The sequence below is a fragment of the Dactylosporangium vinaceum genome, from assembly GCF_019904175.1.
In the GTDB taxonomy this organism is placed as follows: domain Bacteria; phylum Actinomycetota; class Actinomycetes; order Mycobacteriales; family Micromonosporaceae; genus Dactylosporangium; species Dactylosporangium vinaceum.
In genome coordinates, this window is record NZ_CP061913.1 from 7,235,523 (window position 1) to 7,256,300 (window position 20,778).

Here is a 20,778-nt window from a genome sequence, read left to right on the forward strand (position 1 = left end):
GTCGCGACCCGTCGTCACCTGAGCCGGAGCCCCGAGCCGCAACCGCGCGGGACCCGAGCCGAACCGTCCGCCCTCGGACATCGTCGACAATGCAGGGATGGCGGACGATGGGTTCGGCAAGCCGGCCCCAGCCATTCGCCGAGTGCCGTACCATTTGACGCTCGGCAGTGCTTTTCCGGCCGGATGAATCTGTGCCTGAATTGTACGTCTCGGGACCTTCGGCCCCTCCGATCTTGCCCGCCGCGCGGTATGACTCGGTCATCACAACCTTGAGCCGGGCACGGAGCGGGATGGGGTAGCCGACTGTGACCACTGTTGCTGTCGTCGACGCGCAGCGGGCCGGCGGTTCCCGCCGCGGCGAGCTCGGGGGCCTGGACCTGCTCGTGGCGACCGTCCGCCGGCACGAGGTCGTCATCGTCGTGCGGGGGGTCGACCGTGTGGCCGCGGTCCTCGACACATTGCGGACGCGCATGCCGCGGTTCCGGTTCGTTCCGCTGCTCGTCGCCGGTCGCATCGCGTTCGATTGGACCCTCGTCCAGCGGCTGCTCGACGACGGCGACGTGCCATTGGTGGCGGTCGACCCCCTCGCCGTTCGCCGGGCGGTCGGCGACGCTGTCCGGCTGCTGCGCCCGAGCAACATTCTGCAGCTGAACGTGGTGACGGCCGGTCCGCGCCCCCGCACCGGCGATGTCCGCGACGAGCCGATCCCCCAGCGACTGCCCGCATCATTCCACGCTCACCCCGGCGGCTGGTGCACCCGGCCCGCCCAGCAGTTCTGCCCCCGGACGGCGGCAATCGGCTGCTCGGGCTGCCCGGCCTGGTCCTACCATCCGAACTGACACGGAAGACCCCTCTGGCGATCCAGCCGCCCCGGACGGCACACTGGTGCCGACCCTGGAGGCGAGATGAACGGATCGGCGAATACCGGCGGTGACGGCGTGGACGTCGGTTTCGTGGCGGCCGCCCGGTTGGAGCTCGACGACCTGCTCGAACAGCTGGTCGAGCGGATCCACGACGTCCAGCACACCCAGGGGAGGCTGCGCGGGCTGCTACGGGCGAACCTGGACATCGCCCAGGGCGTGGACCTCGAGCCCGTCCTGCGGCAGATCGTCTCCGCCGCCCGCGGCCTCGTCGACGCCCGCTACGCGGCGCTCGGCGTCGTCCGCGACGGACACCTTGTCCGATTCCTGCACGAGGGCATGCCGGCCGAGGACGTCGAGCGCATCGGCGGCCTGCCCGAGGGCAAGGGCGTGCTCGGGGCCCTGGTGGAGGACCCTCGCGCGATCCGGCTCACCGAGATCGCCGACCATCCGGCCTCGGCCGGCTTCCCGGCCGGCCACCCGCCCATGCACGGCTTCCTCGGCGTGCCGATCCGCGTCCGCGACCAGGTGTTCGGCAATCTGTACCTGGCCGAGAAGCGCAACGGGGCACAGTTCGGCCGCGACGACGAGGAGGTCGTCAAAGCCCTCGCCGCGGCAGCCGGGATCGCGATCGAGAACGCCACCCTGTTCGCGGAGACGCGCCGGCGCCGCGACTGGCAGGAGGCGATGACCGCTGTCACCACCGCGCTGTTCCAGGGCGCCGACAGCGACACGGCGATGCGCTGCATCGCGGACTGCGCGTCGCAAGCCGGCAGCGCGGCCGGCGCCGCGTTCACCGCGCCGCCGGGAGCGGCCTCGCCGGACCTGCACGTCACGGTCGGGATCGGCCTGCTGGAAGCCTGGCACGGCCGCCACGTGCCGGCCACGGGCACGCTCACCGAAAGCGTGCTGGAGACCGGTGAGCCCGCGCTCGTGCCGGACCCGGCGGTCGATCCCCGCACCGCCGAAGCCGTCCGGGCCGTCCCGCACATGGGCTCCACGATGACCGCACCGGTGCCGGGCAACCACGGCATCCATGGCGTGCTCACGATCGCCCACAGGCGCGGGGCGGAGACCTTCGACCAGGCCGACCTCGAGCAGCTGGCCAGGTTCGCGGCCCACGCCGGCCTGGCGTTGGACCTTGCGGGCCTGCGCCGGGACAACGAGCAGATCCGGGTCCTCGAGGACCGGCAGCGGGTCGCCACGCAGCTGCAGGAGACGCTCATCCGCGACCTGTTCGGGCTCGGGCTGTCGCTGCAGAGCCTCGCCGCCCGCTGTACCGCCCCGGACACCCAGGCCGGGATCGCCGCCGCCGTCGATGACCTCGACAGCATCATCCGCGGGGTGCGGACTGCGATCTTCGCGATGCAGCCCCGCCCGGACCGGGACTGAAGACAGGCCGGTCGGCTCGATCGGTGGTCCCGATAGGCCCTGCCGCGCGCAGCGGCCGGGATCGACTCTGAAGTCGGAAACGACTGAGGAGGACGCGATGAACGCGAATCCCGGCCCGGGCCGGATCGTCGTCGGATACGACGGCTCCTACGAGGCCCGCCAGGCCGTCCACTGGGCCGCGGCCGAGGCCGAACGCACCGGTGCGCCGCTGCAGATCGTCAACGCCTACCAGATCACGTGGCCGGGCGCCTACTACCCTGCCGTCGCCGAGCAGCTCGAGGCGGCGCAGGAGGTGTCCGAGCAGCGGGTGGGTGAGATCGCCGACCGCATCCGCGGGCTGCACAGCGGCCTGGAGGTCACCGGCCTGAGCGTGGACACGCCCGCCGCCGCGACACTGCTGGACCTCGGCGATGCCGGCGCCAAGCTGCTCGTGGTGGGCAACCGCGGCGCCGGTGGGCTGACCAACCTGGTCATGGGCTCGATCGGCCAGCAGGTCGCCACGCACTCGCGAGTCCCGGTCGCGGTCGTCCGCGGGCGCTGCGCCGTCACCGAGGGCCCGGTCGTCGTCGGTGTCGACGGCTCCGCCTCCAGTGCCGACGCGCTCGGGCTGGCGTTCACGGCCGCCCGTGCTCGCGGGGTTGAACTGCTCGCCGTCCGTGCGTACGTGACGCCCGCCTACTCCCCGTTGCCGCGCGCCGAGGTCGAAGCGGTCGAGCGGACGGTGCTCGACGCCGGGCTGGCTCCATGGCGGGAGCAGTACCCGGACGTCAAGGTCGAGGCGCTCGTCGCCGGAGGTTCGGCGGCCAAGGTGTTGACCGGCCTGTCCCACACGGCCCAGCTCGTCGTCGTCGGCAGCCGTGGCCACGGCGGCTTCGCCGGCCTGCTGCTCGGCTCCGTCGGGCTGCAGCTCATGCACCATGCCGAGTGCCCGGTGCTGATCGCGCACGCGTCCCCGGCCGGGTGAGCGAAGCCTCGGCGCCGCTGCTGCACGGAGCACTGCATCCGTGCAGGAGCGGATCGCCCCGGGCCGACAAGCACTGCCTTGAAACAAGCGGACTCAGCGGGGGTACTTGTCCAGGACCTCGCGCAGCCGGGCGGCGAACCGCAGCGACTCGTCGTGCGGGCGCTGCCAGATATTGCGGCCGAAGATGAGCCCGGTCGCGCCGGCCTCCATCGACATGCGGGCCTTCTCCAGCATGGCATCGTCGCCCGACTTCTCCCCGCCCGAGATCAGCACCAGCGAGCGGTTCGCCGAGCGGACCACCGCGCCGATCGCCTCCTGCTGGGAGTACTCCTGCTCGTAGGGCGGGCGAACGCCGGTCCGCTTCTCCGGGTGCGGAAAGTTGACCTTGACGACGTCCGCGCCGAGCTCGGAGGCCACCCGGGCCGCATAGTCGACGGCGTAGAACGAGTCCTTGCCGCCGTGCTCCTCGATGGCCGCGCCCCGCGGGTACGCCCACACGATCAGCGGCATCCCGAGCCGCTCCGCGGCCCGCCGGACCTCCCGGTACTGCTCGAGGTCGCGTTCCTGAGCGGGCGTGCCGACATAGAGCGTGTATCCGACCGCGTCGGCGCCGAGCCGGACGGCCTCCTCCACCGTGGCGTTGACCGGCGACAGCGCGGCGCCGTCCCGCGGGATCTCGGTCTTGCCGTTGAGCTTGAGCACGAGCGGCACCTCGCCGGCATACTCCCAGTAGAACTTCGTGGCCAGCCCGATCTGCACGGCCACGCCGTTGAACCCGCCCTCGACGGCCAGCTTCATGATGTACGACGGTGAGCGGGCGGCCGGGTTGGCGAAGAAGTCCCGCGGGCCGTGCTCGAGACCCTGGTCGTAGGGCAGGAACAGCGCCGTGCCGTTACCGGCTCCGTGCCGGTACAGCATGCGGGTGAGCCTGGCCTTCTTGCCGGTGCCCAGTCCGAGGTCGCGTGCCTTCGTGGTCATTGACCCTCTCCTCTCTGTGCGCACTCCGAACGCTCCGCGCTGCGGGCCGGTCCCACCAGGGCCGACCGGCGCACCGAGCCCGGGCCCCTTGCCCCGGTGCGCGGCGGATGTCCGCGGAGCCGCTGTGCACGACAGGCCGAACGCCCCCGCGTCGCGGGCCACCCGCCCTACCTCCGGCTGTCGCCGGCGGCGTCTGCTGGAGATGCAACAACGCCGGAAGGAGGCGCAACATGAGCACGACCAGCAGACTGTTCCCGCTGGACCTGCTGCAGCTGCCGACGGCCCTGCTCGGGATGCAGGCCGTCAGGGTCGAGGAGTACACGGATGGCGACACCTTCGTGGTGCGCGCCGAGGCTCCCGGTCTTCACCCCGAGAAGGACATCACCGTGTCGGTGTTCGGCAACCGGCTGCAGATCCGCCTGGAGCGCACGGAGGAGCGCGTCGACAAGGCCCACTCGGAATTCCACTACGGGACGTTCACCCGGACGGTGGCGCTGCCGCTGAACGCCGCTGAGGACGGCATCACGGCCACCTATGTGGCAGGCATCCTCGAGGTCCGGCTGCCGCTGACCGGCACGGTCACACCCGGCCGGGAGATCCCGGTGACGACACCCAAGCCCTCGGCCGCGGCCACGGCCGCGAAGCAGAAGTGAGCCGACATCGGCGCTGGACGACCGGGCCGCCGGCCGCCCGGCGCCGATGCCCACCGTCCTGAGCGGGCCGGCGCGGCGCGGCCGTATCGGTCAGGCGGTCCAGCCGCCGTCGGACGTGATGACCGCGCCGTTGACGTTGCGGGCCTCGGGGCTGCCCAGCCAGCCGATCAGGGCGGCGATCTCATCCGGGTCGGCCGTGCGCACGGCCCGGGCGGACGAGCGCGACAACCGGTCGAACGCCCACTGCGAGCCGACCGTGGCGGTGCGGCCGATGCCGGTGTTCACACCACCGGGGCACACCGCGTTGGTACGGACCCCGTCGGGGCCGTACAGAAAAGCCAGCGACCGGGTCAGCCCGACCAGACCGTGCTTGGCCGCGGTGTACGCGCTGCCGGCCACGGAGCCGGTCAGGCCGCCGATCGATGCGACGTTGACGATCGCACCCGCACCGTTCGTGCGCATCGCGGGGATGACCGCGCGGCACAAGCGCATCGGGCCGGTCAGGTTCACGGCGAGGACGTGCTCCCAGGTGTCGTCGTCGAGCTCGGTGACCGGCAGGAAGTGGTCCATGATGCCGGCGACGTTCGCCAGCAGGTCGATGTCGCCGCCGGGCAGCGCATCGACCACGCGCTGGACGCCGGCCGGATCGGTGATGTCAGCGGCGAGCAGGGTCGCCGTGTAGCCGTCGTGGGCCAGGAGCTTCCCGGTCGCCTCGAGCCCGGCGGTGTCGACGTCGCAGCCGACAACGTGTGCGCCCTCGTGCGCCAACCGCAGGACCGTGGCCCGCCCGATGCCGGAGGCCGCCCCGGTCACCAGGGCGACGCGGCCGGAGTACCGCTGCGTCATGGCAGTCCCCTCCTATCAGGACACCTCCACCCACGGTTCAGCCCGTCTTCTCCGCGACGCGAACGGCGGCGATCCCGGGCGTGGACCGGACAAGTGCCTCGGCGACCGCGAGCTCGGTGTCGTCGTCGAACTCGCCCTCGATGATCGCGATGCCCGCATCGACGGTGACCGGCCAGCGCTGCCGCCCGTCCGCGTAGGCGTCCAGGCGGCGCTGCGCGTCGCGCCGGGCCGCCTCATCCGTCGGCAGCAGCGTGCGCAGCACGTCGCACCGGCTGACCACGCCGATGACGCGTCCGTCGGCGACGACCGGGATCGTGTGGGCGTCCTGCTGCACCATGACCGCCGCCAGGTCGCCGACCTCGGCCTCCGGCCAGGCCACCACCGGCAGGCCGGTCATCACGTCCCGCACGAGCCGCGGCCCGGTGGCCTGGGCCGTCACGACCGCAGCCTGGCGCAGCAGGTCCCGTTCGCCGAGCATGCCGACGAGCGTGTCGCGGTCGTCGACGACGGGCAGTGCGGTGATCGCGAAGTGCTGGAGCAGTTCGATCGCATCAGCGAGCGGTGCGTCGGCCCGGACTGTGCGGGCCGGGGTACTCATGATGTCCTGGGCGTGCATCGCCCCTCCTCGTCTCCGTGGTGCCGATGCCGGCCCGGCCGGTGCCCGCGTCACGGATCGATGACGTCGGTGACCGGTCGCCGGTTGGTGTAGCAGGTCGTCGGCGCATAGCCGAAACGCAGGACCAGCTGCGGATCGTGGATGCGGCCGACCGCGGCGCGGAGCCGTTCCCGGGTGGCCGGCACCTCGATCGGCTGGGAGTACATCGCTGTCGCCAGCCCGAGATCCGCGGCCGTCAGGAGGACGTTCTGCAGCGCCAGCCCGGCCCGCAACGCATCGTCGGAGTCGTCGCCGAGCACGCCGAGCACCGCCACGACGGGCCGGCGGGCGACGTCGCACGTCATCGGCCGGCCCGGACCGCCGAAGTCGCGGCGGGTGAGCAGTTCGGCCGGGTGCGGTGCGGCGCCGGCGGCCAGGGCACCGATGCCCTCGACGCGGTGGTCGGCGCCGGTGCTCCAGGCCCGCAGTTCTGCCGTGTAGGCCGCGTCGGCCCGCAGCCGGGCGTCCGCGTCGCGGATGAGCTCGGCCAGCGAGAGCAGGGCGGCGTCGTCGGTCACGAAGTCGAGCCAGCCGCCTTCGCCACGGGCCGCGGCCATCAGCTGGTGCGGCCCACAGGGGTCCAGGGGGACATCGGCGAACGCACCGCGGTTCGTGTGCCGGCGCGGGATCTGCCAGTGCAGCCGCGCCTCGGTCGGCGTGGGCGGGCGGGGCCGCGCCGGCCGGAGGTGCACCAGCACCGGCCCCGAGTCGAGCCGGAGCCGCGCCGGCAGGCCGCTCACTGCGAGCCCCAGCCGCAGGTTGAGCACGGCCGCGCCGCAGGAGATGCGGGCCATCCGGCCGTCCGCATCGGCGGCCGCCAGCCGTCGGCGCTCGTCGAGCATGACCTCGATCCCGTCGTCGCCGAGGCGGAAGCGCCACGGCTGGCTGTTGTGGACCGAGGGTGCCTGGACGGCGTCGCCGACCGCGGCGGTGAACACGGCAGGACTCCAGGTTGCCGGTGTTGTCGTGGTCATCATCGCCGGACCTCCCGTCCGTGTGCGCCGTCATCTCAACCATGCCGCGCGAGCACGGTCCGCGTGAGGCCGAAGGTCCCTTACCGCCACGCGATGTCGATCGCGACGGTGTACGTCGTCCGGCCTCCGGCGCCGATCCGGACGACCTCGTACGCGCGCACCCGCGGCTGCGGGTTGCCCTGGCCCGGCCGGTCGATGCCGATGCCGTAGGTCAGCACGCCCTCGAAGTCGCCCGCCGCCGCGTAGTCGACCATCCGCGTCAGGTGCAGCGGGCGGCGGGGCTGGGTGCCGATACTCGACGCCGTTCCGTCGGCGGTGTGGGCCTGGGCCGGCTGGAATATCACCCGCAGCACCCCCCGGCCGGCGATCGGCACCGGCCGGCCGCCGGCGTCGCCGACGAGCTGATCGACGAACGCGAAGCGATAGCCGGGCAGGGCAGCGGTGAAGGTGAACGACATCCGGTCGAACGCCGGCTGCGACCCGGAGGCCGGGTGGCTCGCGGCGCCGATGGCGACAAGCGCCGGGACCGGCGGCACGGCGACGTCGTGGCGTACCGCCCCCGGGCGCGCCGGATCGTTCGGCCAGTGCCACGGGTAGGCCACGGACGCGGAGACGACCCGGTTCGACGCGGTCGCCGTCGCGGCGGGTGACGATGACGATGACGGCACCGGCGCCGGTGACGAGGGCCCGGCCGACGCGGAAGCAGTGCCGGAAAGGGTCGGGGCCGGACCGGCCGGGCCCGGCGCACCACCGGCTCCGGGCCGCCCGCAGCCGGCCGGGACAGTGGCGAGCAGTACGGCAGCCATGAGGACGGTCAGCTTGCTGTAGGGAGCCATCACGTCCTCCAATCGACGAATGCGATGCTCTCCCTCGCAGTGCAGCGCGGGCCCGGGGTGCGCGCCAGGGGCACTCGACCCGGCCCGCCGGGTCCTCGGCAACCGGTCGCCGTTCAACCCCCCGTGACGGCGTCGAAGACGGCAGCGTCCCCGCCGTCGGCCGCGCACGCGAGTGCGGCCCGGACCCGCCACGCGTCGGCGGCCAGCACCGCGGCCGCGCCGACGATCGAATCCTCCCCGGAGCCACCCCGGCGCAGCAGCGCCAGTCCCCCGGACTCGAGCCGCCGCCACCAGGCGGCCTCGCCGAGCCAGAGATCCTGCGGTCCGCCGACGGTCGCGAACGGCCACCCGGCTCGGGCCGGCAACGCCGCCACGAACTCGGGCCACGACGCCGCGCCGAACGCCGCCGAGCCGATCAGCGGGGCCGCCGTGGCGTCCTCCGCCTCGCCGAGCCACCGTTCCCGGGCGACGAGCAGCGCCGCCCCACCGGCCGCCCATGCCTCGGCGGCGGGAAACCCGGCCATCCGCCGGGCCCACGACAGGCGCATGGCGAGCATCGCACCCCGACCGGTGCCCGGACCCCGGCGGCACCAGCCCGAGGCGGCGAGCTCGCCCAGCAGCGCCGGCACGGTGCCGGCTCGCGCGAGGCGCGGCCAGGCGGTCGCCAGGGCGCCGAGCTCGAAGGGCGGCCGGGACGCCCGGCCGCCCAGCTCGCGCAGCCGGCGCTCGACGTTGGCGATCTCGAACCAGCCGGCCGCCGCGCGGAGGACTTCGGCGCCGCCGGGTGGCAGCCAGCCGGCGAGCACCCGCAGATGCCACAGCAGTGTGGCGGCGATCCCGTCCTGCGCCCCGGCCACCGACTGGCCCGGGTGCACGCCACGGCCGTAGGCGGTGGCTGACAGCGCGACGAGTGCCGCATCGAGACCGGGCCGGGTCGCCACGCCGCGGGCGGCCGGACCCATCCGCCGCCGGGCCAGCCCACGGGCGCGCACGGAGGCGGCCACGTAGCCGGCGCTGGTGCGTGTTCCCACAGTTGCAGCATCGGACGGCCCCCGGGCGGCCGACAAGTGCCCGTCGCCCCGGGCGGGCGGGCCGCACGGCCGGGCCCGGGTGACCTTCGGCTCTGCCGGCCCCGGCCCCGACCCGCCTACCGTCGTCACTGACGGACTCGGTCACGGTCGGCCCGGTAGGAAGGGCATGGGTCCATGGACATTCGCGAGCTGTTCCGCAGATTCCGGCCGGCCGGCACGCCGGGCGCGGCGGTCGCGGTGCCGGACGACCCGGCCCGGCGCAACGCGGTCGAGCTCGACCCCGTCTTCGCGGCCCTGGCCGCGGCGAACACCGCCGCCGGGGTGATCCGCGCGGCCGCGGAGCGCAAGGCCGCCGAGCGTGAACGGTCCGCCGCCGACGAGGCCGCGCGGATCACCGGCACCGCGCGCCGCGACGCCCGGATCGTCCGGGACGAGGCGTTCGCCACGGCGCAGGACGAGATCCGGCGGACCGGCGCCGCACTCATCGCCACCGCCCGGGCCGACGCCGCCGCCATCGTCGCGGCCGGCCCGGACGTGCTCACCGGCGCCGCCGACATCGTCGCGGAGGCCGCGATGCGCGCCGCGGGCGTCGGTGGGTCGCCGCCGCCGGGGGCGTCGCCGTGAGCACCGTGCGGCGCTTCCTGCCCGTGCGCATGCAACGGGTGGCGCTCACCGCCCGCGACGAGGACCTGGCCGCCGTGCTGGAGGTCGTCGGCGCGGCCGGCACCGTCGAACTGGAGCCGGTGGCGGGCGGCGACCGCGGCGCGGACCCGCTCACCGCGATGCTCACCGGTGCGACGCACCGGGACTGCTGCGCCGCGCTGCCGGGGTGGTGCCCGGCCGACGCCCGGGCACCGCTGGCGGCCCATATCGCACCGTTCGGCGGTGCGCTCGTGCCCCTGCCGGCCCCGCCGGGCGTCGATCCTCCCACGCTGCTGGCACCGGCCGGTGCGGCCCACCGGGCGTTCGCGCCGCTGGTGCGCACCTATGGCACGGTGCCGTACACCGACCTCGACCCGACGCTGCCCGCGGGGATCGCCTACGTGCTCATGTTCGGCATGATGTTCGCCGACACCGGGCACGGCCTGCTGCTGGCGGCGGCGGCGCTCGTGCTGCGCGGACGGGGACGGCACCGGCTGCGCCGGCTGCATCCCCTGTGGCCGCTCCTGCTGGCCGCCGGGCTGGTCAGCGCCGCCTTCGGGGCGCTCTTCGGCGAATGCTTCGGCCCGACCGGTCTGGTGCCGGCGCTGTGGCTGGAGCCGATGGCCGACCCCGTGCGGCTGCTCGTCGCCGGGGTCGTGCTGGGCGGTGTGCTGCTGGGCGCCGCCTACACCGCCGGCGTCGTGAACCGGTGGCGGGAGGGTGGTGCCACGGCCGCCCTCTACGCCCCGTCCGGCCTGGCCGGAGCCGGGGTCTTCGCCGGGGCGGCCGCGGTCGCCGCCGGCCTGTATGCCGGCCGGGTGCCGATCGCCGCGGCCGGAGCCGGGCTCGCGCTCGCCGGTCTCGGCCTGGCCGCCGCCGGGCTGCGCGCCGCGGCCGGAAAGGGCGGGGCGGCAGTCGCGCAGATCGCGGTACAGCTGTTCGATCTCGTGATCCGGGTCGGTGCGAACGTCGTGTCGTTCGCCCGGCTGGCCGCGTTCGGGCTCACCCACGCCGCCCTCGGTGCCGTGGTGTGGGCCGGTGCCACGGCCGCATGGCAGCTGGGCGGCGGCTGGCCGGTCGCCGGCGTGGCGCTGTTCGTCGCCGGCAACGCCGTGACGTTCGGCCTCGAGGCGCTCGTCGCCGGCGTGCAGGCGCTGCGGTTGGAGTACTACGAGCTGTTCTCGCGGGTGTTCGAGAGCACCGGCCGGCCGTTTCGTCCGTGGCGGCTCACCCCCGCGGGGAAGGAAGAGGTGCACGCATGAACGCCATCTGGATCGCCGGTCCCGCCGCGATGCTACCACCGGCTGTACTGCTTGTCGCATGGCGGCTGCGGCGACGGCCGGACCGCGCTCGCCGGCTTCGCCGGTGGCTGCCGGCCGCGGCCGATACCCTGCTGCTGGCCGCCCTGACCACCCTGGCCACCGTGCTGCTCACAGCCGGAACGGCCGCGGCGTACTCGCCCGGCGCGACGGGCGGCGGCAACTGGGCCGCGCTGCTCGGCGCCGCGATCGCGGTCGCCGGCTCGTCGATCGGTGCCGCCATCGCCGTCGCCTACACGGGCTCGGCCGCCCTGGCCGCCCTCAGCGAGCGACCGGAGCTGTTCGGCCGGGCCATGGTGATCGTCGGCCTGGCGGAGGGCATCGCCATCTACGGCTTGATCATCGCCATCATCCTGATCGGGAAGGCCTGACGATGGCGGCCTCGACGGTAGCGGCGATCGGGGCGGCGGCGGACGTGCGCGGGTACGCCCTGGCCGGTGTCGCCGTGTGGCCCGCGGCCGGCCCGGACGCGGCCCGGACGGCATGGCTGGCCCTCGGACCGCAGGTGGCGGTGGTCATGGTCACCGCGGAGGCGGCCCGGGCCATCGGCCCGGCGGTCGACGACCTCGCGCGGATGGTGGTCGTGCTGCCCGACGGCGGCGCGCCATGATCGCGCCGGCCACCGGGCCCGCACTGGCGCCCGTGCGCGCGGCGATCCGGCAGGCCGCCCGCGCCGAGGCCGCCCGCCGGCTCCGATCGGCCGATGCGCGGGCAGCGGCGACGCTCGCCGGCGCCCGGGCCGGCGCGCAACTGGCGCTGCGCGATGCCCGCGCGGCCGGGACCGCCGAGGCCCGCGCGCTCGGCGCCGACGACCTGGCCGGGTGGCAGCTGGAGGCGCGCACGATCGTGCTGGCGGCCCGGCGGGAGCGCTACGACGAGGTACGGCGGCAGGCGCTGGACCGGCTGCGGCGCGCCGGGCTGGAGCCGACGTTGCGGGCGCGCATCGTCGGCGTGCTCGGCACCGATGCCGACATCGAACCCGTCCCGGCCGGCGGACTCGTCGGCCGGGCGGGCGAGCGGACGGTGGACTGCTCGCTGACCGCGCTCGTCGACCACGCCATGTCGAAGGTGGCGGGCCGCATCGAGGAGGCGTGGACATGAACGGGGTCATCACCCGCGTCGCCGGGCCACTGGTGGAGTTCGACGGCCCGGACACCGTCGCCATGCACGAACTGGTCGCGCTCGGCCCGCTGCGGCTGCCGGCCGAGGTCGTGCGGGTGAGCGGCCGGACGGTGACGGTGCAGGCGTACGAGTACACCGGCGGGATGCGGCCCGGCGACGTCGCCCGGCCCAGCGGCCGCCCTCTCGCGGCCCGGCTCGGCCCCTGGCTGCTCGGCGGTGTCTTCGACGGGCTGCTGCGGCCGCTGTCCAGCGCACCCGCGTGGCTGGCCGCCGGGTCCACCGGCGACGCGCCGAGCGCCACGGCGGACTGGGCGTTCACGCCGGTCGCCGCGGTCGGCGCGCAGCTCGGCCCGGGTGAGCTGCTCGGCACGGTGGCCACTGACGGCCGGCTCGACTATCGCGTGCTCGTCCCGCCGGACGTGCGCGGAGAGCTCGAGCAGATCGTCGCGGCCGGGCGGTACGGCAGCGACGCGACGGTGGCCACGATCGCCGGACGGCCCGTCGGGCTCGCCACGACCTGGCCGGTGCGCACCCCGCTGCCGTGCCGGGCGCGGTGCGGCCTGGACACACCGCTGCTGACCGGGCAGCGCGCCGTCGACCTGCTCTTCCCGGTGGCCAAGGGCGGCACGGCGGCTGTGCCGGGTGGCTTCGGTACCGGCAAGACGATGCTCCTGCAACAGATCGCCAAGTGGTGCGATGCCGACGTCATCGTCTACGTCGGGTGCGGCGAGCGGGGCAACGAGATGGCCGACGTCGTGGCCGAACTGGCACAGCTTGACGACCCGCGCACCGGTGGCCGGTTACTGGCGCGCACCACGGTGGTGGCGAACACCTCGAACATGCCGATGATGGCCCGGGAGGCCGGCGTCTACACCGGTGTCACCGTCGCCGAGCACTTCCGCGACATGGGCTACGACGTCGTGCTCATCGCCGACTCCACGTCCCGCTGGGCCGAGGCACTGCGGGAGCTGGCCGCGCGCGTCGGCGCGCTGCCGGCCGAGGAGGGTTACCCCGCGGATCTGGCGTCCGCCCTCGCCGCCTTCTACGAGCGGGCCGGCGCGGTCACGACGCTGGGGGGCCGGGCGGGCAGCGTCACGATCCTCGGTGCCGTCTCACCGCCCGGCGGGGACCTCACCGAGCCGGTGACCGCCAACACCGAGCGGTTCGTACGCTGCCGGTGGAGCCTGGACCGGGACCTGGCCTACGCCCGGCACTACCCGGCGGTGTCGTGGTCGGGATCGTTCTCCCGGGACGCCGGCGCCGCCGGGGCCTTCCACGCTCGACACGGTGACGGTGACTGGGCCGCACGGCGCGCCCAGGCCCTGGCCCTGCTCGCCGACGCCGACCGCATCGGCGCGCTGGCCGACCTGATCGGCGTGGCCGGGCTCCCGGCCGGCGAACGCGCCACGCTCGTGGCCGGCCGCCTGGTGCGGGAGGCCGTCCTGCAGCAGAACGCGCTGAGCGCCAACGACGCGTTCTGCACGGCCGGCAAGGCCGCCGCGCTCCTGTCGGCCGCCCTGTCAGCCGGTGCGCGTTGCCGGGCCGTCGCGTCCGCCGGGGCCGACCCGGCCCGGCTCGAGCAGGTCGACTTCGGCCCGCTGGTGCGGGCGGGTGAGGAGACCGCACCGGACGACGCCGCCGGGGTCGCCGCCCGGGCCGGACAGGTCCTGGCCGCGCTTGACGCCCTCATGGCGGGAGCGGCACCGTGAACGCGTGGCCGCCGGTGGAGTACACCGCGATCCGGGAACTGCACGGCCCGCTGATCGTCGTCGGCGGCGTCGAGGGGGTCGGCTACGACGAGGTCGCCGAGATCCGGCTGCCCGGCGGCGAGCGGCGCCACGGCGTCGTGCTCGAGGTCGACCGGGACCTCGCCGTCGTCCAGGTGCTGGAGGGGACGGACGGCATGTCGCGCTCCGGCGGCGGGGTGGCCTTCACCGGCGCGCCGATGCGGATCCCGGTCGGCGAACAGTGGCTGGGCCGCGCCGCCAACGGTCGCGGAGAGCCGATCGACGGCGGCCCGCCGATCACCGGTGAGCGGAGCGCAGCCGTGGCCGGGGCACCGATGAACCCCGTGCACCGCGAGCCACCGGCCGACCCCGTGGTGACCGGCGTCTCGGCGATCGACGCCCTGACCACGCTCGTGCGCGGGCAGAAGCTGCCGGTCTTCGCCGTGGCCGGCCTGCCCCATCTGGAGCTCGCCGGCCAGATCGCGAGCCAGGCCGACACGGCCGGCCACCGGTTCAGTGTCGTGTTCGCCGGGCTCGGCCTCACCCACGCCGACGCCGCCTACGTCCGCACCACACTGGCCGGGCGGGCCCGGGCCGGCGAGCTGGTGATGCTGGTGAACCTCGCCGACGACCCGGTCATCGAGCGCATCCTCACCCCGCGCATCGCACTGACCATCGCCGAGGACCTCGCGTTCAGCGGCGGCCGCGAGGTGCTCGTGGTGATGACCGACATGACGAGCTACGCCGAGGCGCTGCGCGAGGTCTCGGCGGCCCGCGGCGAGATGCCGGCGCGCCGGGCCTATCCGGGGTACCTCTACAGCGACCTCGCCTCCCTGTACGAACGCTGCGGCCGGCTGCGCGACCATCCGGGATCCGTCACCGTCCTGCCGGTGCTCACCATGCCGGCCGGCGACATCACGCACCCCGTGCCCGACCTCACCGGCTACATCACGGAGGGCCAGATCGTGCTGTCGGCCGACGCGCAGGGCCGGGGGCTGTACCCGCCGGTCGAGCCGCTCGCCTCACTGTCCCGCCTGATGCGCCACGGCGCCGGCCCCGGCCGCACCCGCGCCGATCACCTCCCGGTCGCCGCACAGCTGACGGCCGCCCTCGCCCGGGCCGCCCAGGGTCGGGAGCTCGCCGAACTCGTCGGTGCAGCCGGGCTCACCGACGCCGACCGCCGGCACCTCGGCTTCGCCGACGCAGTAGAGCGGGAGCTGCTCGGCCAGCGCCCCGACGAGCGACGCGAGCTCGACGACACGCTGGAGCGGGCCTGGCGGGCGCTGCTGGTGCTGGCGGACGCGGACCTGACGATGCTCCCGGCCGCACTCGTGGCCGAGCATCGGCAGCGAGCCGGTGACGGCCCGGCGGCGTGTGCGCCATGACCGGCATCCGCGGCGCCCCGCCGGGCCGGGCCGGCGTGCTCTGGCTGCGCCGGCGGCTCGCCCTGGCCCGGCGCGGCAGCGATGTGCTGTGCCGCAAGGTCGCCATGCTCGCCGCCGAGCGGGAGCGCCTGCGGCAGCGGGCCCGGGTCACCGGGCGAGACCTGGCGGAGGCGGACGCCGCGGCCCGGACCTGGCTGCGCCGCGCCGCGGTACTGGACGGGGCCGACGCGTTCGCCGCCGCGGCCGCGGACGCCACCCCACTGGTCGTGCACCCGCGCTGGACGGTACTGCTCGGTGTGCGCTGCGCGGCGCCGCCGGACCAGCCCGAGCCCGGCGAGGTGGGCTGCCCCCCGCCGGCCGGTGGCGCCGCACTGCACGGCGCGGCCGCCGCGTACCGCAGCGCCGCCGCGGCCGCCGTGCGCCACGCCGCGGCCGTGCACGCGCTCACCAGCGTGGAAGCGGCGCTGACGGTGACACGGCAGCGGGTCCGGGCCCTCGACCGGCGCTGGATCCCCCGCCTCGAGGCCGCGCTCGGCGCGACTGACGCGCAGCTCGCCGAGCTCGAGTCCGCCGACGCCGTGCGGCGCCGGCGCGCGGCCCGCCCGTGACAGCATGTGGCCACCGGCCACGGCCCACAGCGCCGGCCACCGGGCCGCTGTTCACCGCGACCGCCCGGCCACAGGTAGGCACCGGCCGAAGGTCCCGCCGCCGGATGCCTGCGGTCGTGAGCCGCCGGGCCGGTCTCCTCTGCCGGGACGTCGCCGGCCGTGCCAGCGTGGAGGGATACCAACCGGCCACCTCGGGAGGGCGTCATGACCGCCATCCGCCATCCAGTGATCGTGGGCGTCGACGGATCGCCCGCGGCGTTCGGCGCGGCGCGCTGGGCCGCCGACGAGGCGGTGCGCCTCGGCCAGTCCCTGCGCATCTTCCACGCCTTGGAGGTGCACGACCCGTACGAGGAAGTCTGCGACGAGCACGGGCTCGCCGTCGAGGCCGCCACGGAGATCCGCGGTCTGTATCCCGGGCTGGAGGTGACGACCGGCACGTGGCGCGGCGAACCGGCCCGGATGCTCGTCGAGCAGTCCCGCACCGCCGCCCTCGTCGTCGTCGGCAGCCGGGGTGTCGGCGGGTTCCGGTCCCTGCTGGTCGGCTCGGTCGGCATGCACCTGGCCGTGCATGCGCACTGCCCGGTGCTTGTCGTGCACCACGCCGAGCGGTGGGCCCGCCCGCAGACCCCGCTGCCGCGGCACGGCGCCGTCGTCGTCGCCAGCGACGGGTCGGATGATGCGGAGCTCGGCCTGCGCCTCGCGTTCGCGGAGGCGGCCGCGCGCGCCGTCCCGCTCCAGGCGATCCGGACCTGGCACGAGCCCGAGCATCACTGGGGCCGCTCCCCCGACCCCGCCGCGCTCGTCGCGGCCGCCGAGCACGAGCTCACCGCCGAACTGCAGCCCTGGCTGTCGAAGTATCCGGCCGTCACCGTCGTGCCGCGGATCGAGCACTGCCCGTCCGTCCCGGTCATGCTGGAGGCGGCCCGCGACGCGCTCATGTTCGTCATCGGCGCGCGCGGCCGCGGCGGGTTCGAAGGCGTCCGGCTGGGCGCCGTCGCCCGTCAGGTCGTCGAGCACGCCGACGCGCCCGTCCTCGTGGCCCGGCGCGGTTGAGCAGCCCGGCGGACCGGGACCTTCGACCCTGTGTGCCGCGGCCCGCGAGGGGTAGGCATGGTGGCGACGCGACGCGTTCTTGGCAGGCCGGACGGCGCACCATCGTCTACCCCGGCCCGGACGCTCGCATCGGCCGACCGGCACCCGGTCGTGAGCGTGATTCGGAGGTCATCATGCCGGTATCGAAGCGATGGACGGTTGAAGTGCTCATCGGTGAGGACCACGGCAACACGTCGGCCGTGGCCCGGCTCGACACGAAGGACGGCACCCACCTCGTCGGCACCGGGCAGGCCCGGCTCAACCCGGCCGACGACGACATCCCCGCGATCGGCGACGAGCTGGCGGCGGCGCGGGCGCTGAGCGATCTGGGCCACCGGCTGCTGCTGACGGCCGCGGCCGATGTCGCGGCGGTCGCGGAGCAGCCCGTCCACCTCACCTGGTAGCTCATCCGGTCCACCGGGCCCCACCGCGGCCCGGTGGACCCCTCGCCCCGCCGTTGTCGGCCCCGCGCACGTGGAGGACGGCATGCTCGCAGACGGACTGCTGGTCGCCGGGCAGATCCTGGCCGCCGCGGTCCTCGGCGCCGCCGTCGGCCTGGAGCGGGAGTTCGGAGCCCAGCCCGCCGGTCTGCGGACGCACATGCTGGTGTCGGTCGGGGCCGCGGTGTTCGCCATCGCCGGAGCCGGGCTCACCGGCTCCGACCCGGCCCGCCTGGCCGCCCAGGTCGTCACCGGGATCGGCTTCCTCGCCGGCGGTGTGATCTTCCGGGAGGGCGTCACGGTCCGCGGCCTCACCACGGCGGCGTCGTTGTGGGTGACCGCGGCGGCCGGCGTCGCGATCGGCCTGGGGGCCTGGTGGACAGCCGCCGTGGCGACCGCTCTCGCCATCGCCGTGCTGTGGCTGGTCAAGCAGCTCGAGTGGCGCTTCCTGCCGCTGCGGCGCACGATCGTGATGCGCGTGTCCCTCCGGCCGGGTGAGCCTGTGAACGATGCCGCGCGCGCGGTGGAGGAGGTGCTGCCGCGCCTCAAGGTGATCCAGATCGGCTACGAGGACCGGCACCAGGTCATCGAGCTGACCGCACGGCCACCGGCGGGCGTGACGCTGCCGCAGCTCGCCGGGTCGATCCTGCGGGTGCAAGGCGTCGCCGGCGTGGACATCTCGAGCTGACCGGCGGCGGCGCCTCGGGACGTGCGGTGCGGCGACCGGGGACCTTCGGCCGGTCCGCGCGGGGCGGTGACGGGCCACAGTGGACGGCAGGGAGGTACCCCCGATGTCCGACGCCATCGACTGTCTGACCATGAACGGCCGGGTGGTGCGCATCCGCAGCATCCGTCCGGATGACGCGCCGGCTCTGCTCGCCCTGCACCAGGCTCTCTCGCCGCAGAACCGCTATCTGCGGTTCTTCTGCGCCGGGGCGGCGCTGGAGAGCGAGGTGCGGCGGCTCGTGCGGCCGGCCGGGCCCGAGCACCTCGGCCTGCTGGTCGAGGAGTCCGGGACGGTGCTCGGCGCCGGATCGTACGAGCGGGTCAGCGCCGATCAGGCCGACTTCGCCCTCGTCGTGGCCGACGACCATCACGGCGAGGGCCTCGGCACGCTGCTGCTGGAGTGCCTGACCGTGGCCGCCCGGCGGGCCGGCATCGCGGAGCTGGTCGGCGAGATCCTGCCGGAGAACACCGCCATGATCAAGGTGTCGCGTGACCTGTCGCCCGATGTCGTGCGCAGCCTGGTGGTCGAGAACGGCGCTGTCCATGTGCGCGTCCCCACCCTGCCGGACGAGGCGGCGCTGGCCGCGGTCGCCGCCCGCGACCGCACGGCCGCGCATCACTCGCTGCGCCCGCTGCTCGCGCCGGCCTCGGTGGCCGTCGTCGGCGCGGGACGGCGCCCCGGCGGGATCGGTCACGAGGTCCTCGCCGCGCTGCGCAACGGCGGCTACCCCGGCGCGCTCTACGCCGTGAACCCGCACGCCGACGAGGTGTCCGGCGTGGCATCGTTCAAGTCGGTGGACCGCATCGGCACGCCCGTCGACCTTGCGGTGGTCGCGGTTGCGGCCGCGGCCGTGCCGCAGGTGATCCGGCAGTGCTGTGCGGCCGGCGTGCGCGCCGCCGTGGTGCTCACCGACGGCATCGGCCCGGATGCGCAGGCGGACATGGTGCACGCGGCCCGTGAGCGCGGGATGCGCATCGTCGGCCCGCACAGCCTCGGCGTGATGAACACCGATCCCGCGGTACGGCTCACGGCCGCCTTCAGCCCGGCCGCGCCGATCCGGGGCGGCCTGGCGGTGGCCACCCAGTCCGGCGCGGTCGGTGTGGCCATCCTGCAGGAGGCCGCCCGGTCCGGCGCCGGCATCTCCAGCTTCGTGTCGCTCGGCGACAAGGCCGACGTCAGCGGCAACGACCTGCTCGCGTACTGGTACGACGATCCGGCCACCCGGGCCGTCGCCCTCTACCTCGAGTCGTTCGGCAACCCGCGCCGGTTCGCCTGGACCGCCCGCGCCCTGGCCCGCCGCAAGCCCGTCCTGGCCGTGAAGAGCGGGCGCTGCGCGAGCGGCCGGCGCGCCGGGATCGCTCGCCCGGCCGCCCCGGACAACGCCGTCGCGGCGCTGTTCGAGCAGGCCGGGGTGGTCCGCACCGACACGCTCGGCGAGCTGCTCGACGCGGCCAGGGTGCTCACCGACCAGCCCCTGCCCGAGGGGCACCGCCTCGCCGTCGTCGGCAACGCCGGCGGGCTCAACGTCCTGGCCGCCGACGCCGCCGAGGCGGCCTCGCTCGTCCTGCCCGACCGCGTCGGCCCGGCCCCCAACCCCGCCGACCTCGGCGCCGCAGCCACCGCGGAGGCGCTCGTGGCCGCGGTCCGCGACGCCGCCGGCTCCGGCGACGCCGACCTGCTGGTCGTCACGTTCGTCGCGACCCGGACCAACGACTGGACCGCCGCGCTGCCGGCAATCGCCGCCGTGCTGGACGAGCACCCGGACCTGCCCGCCGTCGTGGTCGCGGTCGGAGCCGACGGGGCGCCCAGCCGCCTCGGCCACCGGCAGGTGCCGGTCTTCGAGCTGCCCGAGCCGGCGGTCCGGGCGCTGGGCCGCGCCGCGCAGTACGCCACCTGGCGCCGCGAGCCGCTCGGCGAGCGCCCCCGGCTCGCCGGCATCGACACGGCCGGGGCCCGCAGCCTCGTCCAGCGGGCGCTCGCCGCCGGCGCCGGCCGGCAGCCGCCCGCGGTCGGCCGGTCGCTGCTGGCCGGCTACGGGATCGCCACGGTGGACACCCGGGCGGCGACCGACGCCGCCGGGCCCGCCGTCGCCGGGCAGCCGGTGGCCGTGCCCGGCGTCGAGCTCGTCGCCGGTATCACGCACGACCCGCTGTTCGGCTCCCTGGTCATGCTCGGGCTCGGCGGGGTGCACGCGGACGTCCTCGACGACCGGGTCCAGCGGCTGTTGCCGGTCACGGACCGCGACGCGCGCACCATGTGGCGCACACTGCGCGCCGCCCCGCTGCTGACCGGCCGCCGCGGCGCACCGGCCGCCGACACCGCCGCGTTGGAGGACCTGCTGCTGCGGCTCGGCCGGCTCGCCGAGGACTTCCCGGAGATCGCCGCGCTGGACCTCGATCCCGTGCTGGCCGGGCCGGACGGCTGCGCCGTCGTCGACGTGCGGCTCCGGCTGGCCGCGATCGGCGACGAGCCCGAGGCCTACGTGCGGCAGCTGAGCGCATAGCGCCCGGCGACGCCGTGGTTGGCC

The 20,778-nt window shown here is 75.3% G+C and carries 22 protein-coding genes; 16 read left to right on the plus strand and 6 right to left on the minus strand.

The features are described from left to right. The first annotated feature begins 305 nt into the window (after positions 1–305). The 3 genes from Dvina_RS32275 to Dvina_RS32285 all read left to right on the plus strand — a co-directional run bounded on the left by Dvina_RS32275 (position 306) and on the right by Dvina_RS32285 (position 3,216). Positions 306–839, plus strand: coding sequence for a hypothetical protein (locus Dvina_RS32275; RefSeq protein WP_223093068.1), 534 nt, complete (start codon positions 306–308; stop codon positions 837–839). Between the two features lie 99 nt (positions 840–938). Then, positions 939–2,252: a GAF domain-containing protein gene (locus Dvina_RS32280; RefSeq protein WP_223093069.1), complete on the plus strand. Its 1,314-nt coding sequence runs from the start codon at positions 939–941 to the stop codon at positions 2,250–2,252. A gap of 97 nt (positions 2,253–2,349) precedes the next feature. After that, a complete protein-coding gene (locus tag Dvina_RS32285; protein ID WP_223093070.1) occupies positions 2,350–3,216 on the plus strand; it encodes a universal stress protein in 867 nt (288 codons plus the stop codon). A gap of 93 nt (positions 3,217–3,309) precedes the next feature. On the opposite strand, the gene Dvina_RS32290 is transcribed toward Dvina_RS32285, so the two are convergent. Further along, on the minus strand, positions 3,310–4,194 hold the full coding sequence (locus tag Dvina_RS32290; protein WP_223093071.1) for a class I fructose-bisphosphate aldolase: 885 nt from the start codon (positions 4,192–4,194) through the stop codon (positions 3,310–3,312). A 230-nt stretch (positions 4,195–4,424) separates the two neighbouring features. Here Dvina_RS32290 and Dvina_RS32295 point away from each other — a divergent pair, with 230 nt between their 5' ends. After that, the gene (locus Dvina_RS32295; RefSeq protein ID WP_223093072.1) at positions 4,425–4,847 is read left to right on the plus strand and encodes an Hsp20/alpha crystallin family protein; all 423 of its coding nucleotides are present in this window, start codon (positions 4,425–4,427) and stop codon (positions 4,845–4,847) included. A 90-nt stretch (positions 4,848–4,937) separates the two neighbouring features. Here the strand turns inward: Dvina_RS32295 and Dvina_RS32300 are convergent, their stop codons facing one another. From Dvina_RS32300 to Dvina_RS32320, 5 genes are all read right to left on the minus strand, one after another. Continuing rightward, entirely contained in the window at positions 4,938–5,693 is a 756-nt protein-coding gene (locus Dvina_RS32300; RefSeq protein WP_223093073.1) for an SDR family NAD(P)-dependent oxidoreductase, read from the minus strand. 37 nt (positions 5,694–5,730) lie between these two features. After that, positions 5,731–6,309 carry a CBS domain-containing protein gene (locus Dvina_RS32305; RefSeq protein WP_223093074.1) on the minus strand — a complete coding sequence of 193 codons (579 nt, stop codon included), beginning with the start codon at positions 6,307–6,309 and terminating at the stop codon, positions 5,731–5,733. A 50-nt stretch (positions 6,310–6,359) separates the two neighbouring features. Continuing rightward, entirely contained in the window at positions 6,360–7,325 is a 966-nt protein-coding gene (locus Dvina_RS32310; RefSeq protein ID WP_223093075.1) for an Acg family FMN-binding oxidoreductase, read from the minus strand. Positions 7,326–7,402: 77 nt separating this feature from the next. Then, complete coding sequence (locus Dvina_RS32315) at positions 7,403–8,158, minus strand: AMIN-like domain-containing (lipo)protein (RefSeq protein WP_223093076.1); 756 nt, start codon at positions 8,156–8,158, stop codon at positions 7,403–7,405. A gap of 113 nt (positions 8,159–8,271) precedes the next feature. Next, the gene (locus Dvina_RS32320; protein ID WP_223093077.1) at positions 8,272–9,189 is read right to left on the minus strand and encodes a hypothetical protein; all 918 of its coding nucleotides are present in this window, start codon (positions 9,187–9,189) and stop codon (positions 8,272–8,274) included. A gap of 174 nt (positions 9,190–9,363) precedes the next feature. Between Dvina_RS32320 and Dvina_RS32325 the strand changes: the two genes are divergently transcribed. From Dvina_RS32325 to Dvina_RS32380, 12 genes are all read left to right on the plus strand, one after another. Next, a complete protein-coding gene (locus Dvina_RS32325) occupies positions 9,364–9,813 on the plus strand; it encodes a hypothetical protein (RefSeq protein ID WP_223093078.1) in 450 nt (149 codons plus the stop codon). Continuing rightward, positions 9,810–11,093, plus strand: a complete 1,284-nt coding sequence (locus Dvina_RS32330) for a V-type ATPase 116kDa subunit family protein (protein WP_223093079.1) — start codon at positions 9,810–9,812, stop codon at positions 11,091–11,093. The genes Dvina_RS32325 and Dvina_RS32330 overlap by 4 nt, the downstream gene beginning before the upstream one ends. Beyond that, a complete protein-coding gene (locus Dvina_RS32335; RefSeq protein ID WP_223093080.1) occupies positions 11,090–11,521 on the plus strand; it encodes an ATP synthase subunit C in 432 nt (143 codons plus the stop codon). The genes Dvina_RS32330 and Dvina_RS32335 overlap by 4 nt, the downstream gene beginning before the upstream one ends. 2 nt (positions 11,522–11,523) lie before the next feature. Next, positions 11,524–11,760 carry a hypothetical protein gene (locus Dvina_RS32340; protein WP_223093081.1) on the plus strand — a complete coding sequence of 79 codons (237 nt, stop codon included), beginning with the start codon at positions 11,524–11,526 and terminating at the stop codon, positions 11,758–11,760. Then, a complete protein-coding gene (locus tag Dvina_RS32345; protein ID WP_223093082.1) occupies positions 11,757–12,251 on the plus strand; it encodes a hypothetical protein in 495 nt (164 codons plus the stop codon). Before Dvina_RS32340 ends, Dvina_RS32345 begins: the two co-directional genes overlap by 4 nt. Further along, positions 12,248–13,981: a V-type ATP synthase subunit A gene (locus Dvina_RS32350; protein WP_223093083.1), complete on the plus strand. Its 1,734-nt coding sequence runs from the start codon at positions 12,248–12,250 to the stop codon at positions 13,979–13,981. The genes Dvina_RS32345 and Dvina_RS32350 overlap by 4 nt, the downstream gene beginning before the upstream one ends. Further along, positions 13,978–15,384, plus strand: a complete 1,407-nt coding sequence (locus Dvina_RS32355; RefSeq protein WP_223093084.1) for a V-type ATP synthase subunit B — start codon at positions 13,978–13,980, stop codon at positions 15,382–15,384. The genes Dvina_RS32350 and Dvina_RS32355 overlap by 4 nt, the downstream gene beginning before the upstream one ends. Further along, positions 15,381–15,992, plus strand: coding sequence for a V-type ATP synthase subunit D (locus tag Dvina_RS32360; RefSeq protein WP_223093085.1), 612 nt, complete (start codon positions 15,381–15,383; stop codon positions 15,990–15,992). The genes Dvina_RS32355 and Dvina_RS32360 overlap by 4 nt, the downstream gene beginning before the upstream one ends. 204 nt (positions 15,993–16,196) lie before the next feature. Beyond that, on the plus strand, positions 16,197–17,045 hold the full coding sequence (locus Dvina_RS32365; RefSeq protein WP_223093086.1) for a universal stress protein: 849 nt from the start codon (positions 16,197–16,199) through the stop codon (positions 17,043–17,045). A 173-nt stretch (positions 17,046–17,218) separates the two neighbouring features. Further along, a complete protein-coding gene (locus tag Dvina_RS32370; RefSeq protein ID WP_223093087.1) occupies positions 17,219–17,488 on the plus strand; it encodes a DUF1876 domain-containing protein in 270 nt (89 codons plus the stop codon). Positions 17,489–17,570: 82 nt separating this feature from the next. Continuing rightward, positions 17,571–18,212 (plus strand): MgtC/SapB family protein, encoded by a 642-nt coding sequence (locus tag Dvina_RS32375; RefSeq protein ID WP_223093088.1) that lies wholly within the window; start codon positions 17,571–17,573, stop codon positions 18,210–18,212. A 103-nt stretch (positions 18,213–18,315) separates the two neighbouring features. Continuing rightward, positions 18,316–20,754, plus strand: a complete 2,439-nt coding sequence (locus tag Dvina_RS32380) for a bifunctional acetate--CoA ligase family protein/GNAT family N-acetyltransferase (protein ID WP_223093089.1) — start codon at positions 18,316–18,318, stop codon at positions 20,752–20,754. Positions 20,755–20,778: the final 24 nt, after the last annotated feature.

What these genes read in the sequence shown, in the direction of transcription:
- Dvina_RS32340 (WP_223093081.1), top strand. Translation starts at nt 11,524, where the DNA reads ATGGCGGCCTCGACGGTAGCGGCGATCGGGGCGGCGGCGGACGTGCGC.
- Dvina_RS32295 (WP_223093072.1), top strand. Translation starts at nt 4,425, where the DNA reads ATGAGCACGACCAGCAGACTGTTCCCGCTGGACCTGCTGCAGCTGCCG.
- Dvina_RS32285 (WP_223093070.1), top strand. Translation starts at nt 2,350, where the DNA reads ATGAACGCGAATCCCGGCCCGGGCCGGATCGTCGTCGGATACGACGGC.
- Dvina_RS32290 (WP_223093071.1), bottom strand. Translation starts at nt 4,194, where the DNA reads ATGACCACGAAGGCACGCGACCTCGGACTGGGCACCGGCAAGAAGGCC.
- Dvina_RS32315 (WP_223093076.1), bottom strand. Translation starts at nt 8,158, where the DNA reads ATGGCTCCCTACAGCAAGCTGACCGTCCTCATGGCTGCCGTACTGCTC.
- Dvina_RS32375 (WP_223093088.1), top strand. Translation starts at nt 17,571, where the DNA reads ATGCTCGCAGACGGACTGCTGGTCGCCGGGCAGATCCTGGCCGCCGCG.
- Dvina_RS32360 (WP_223093085.1), top strand. Translation starts at nt 15,381, where the DNA reads ATGACCGGCATCCGCGGCGCCCCGCCGGGCCGGGCCGGCGTGCTCTGG.
- Dvina_RS32305 (WP_223093074.1), bottom strand. Translation starts at nt 6,309, where the DNA reads ATGCACGCCCAGGACATCATGAGTACCCCGGCCCGCACAGTCCGGGCC.
- Dvina_RS32325 (WP_223093078.1), top strand. Translation starts at nt 9,364, where the DNA reads ATGGACATTCGCGAGCTGTTCCGCAGATTCCGGCCGGCCGGCACGCCG.
- Dvina_RS32345 (WP_223093082.1), top strand. Translation starts at nt 11,757, where the DNA reads ATGATCGCGCCGGCCACCGGGCCCGCACTGGCGCCCGTGCGCGCGGCG.
- Dvina_RS32365 (WP_223093086.1), top strand. Translation starts at nt 16,197, where the DNA reads ATGACCGCCATCCGCCATCCAGTGATCGTGGGCGTCGACGGATCGCCC.
- Dvina_RS32300 (WP_223093073.1), bottom strand. Translation starts at nt 5,693, where the DNA reads ATGACGCAGCGGTACTCCGGCCGCGTCGCCCTGGTGACCGGGGCGGCC.
- Dvina_RS32310 (WP_223093075.1), bottom strand. Translation starts at nt 7,325, where the DNA reads ATGATGACCACGACAACACCGGCAACCTGGAGTCCTGCCGTGTTCACC.
- Dvina_RS32370 (WP_223093087.1), top strand. Translation starts at nt 17,219, where the DNA reads ATGCCGGTATCGAAGCGATGGACGGTTGAAGTGCTCATCGGTGAGGAC.
- Dvina_RS32350 (WP_223093083.1), top strand. Translation starts at nt 12,248, where the DNA reads ATGAACGGGGTCATCACCCGCGTCGCCGGGCCACTGGTGGAGTTCGAC.
- Dvina_RS32380 (WP_223093089.1), top strand. Translation starts at nt 18,316, where the DNA reads ATGTCCGACGCCATCGACTGTCTGACCATGAACGGCCGGGTGGTGCGC.
- Dvina_RS32335 (WP_223093080.1), top strand. Translation starts at nt 11,090, where the DNA reads ATGAACGCCATCTGGATCGCCGGTCCCGCCGCGATGCTACCACCGGCT.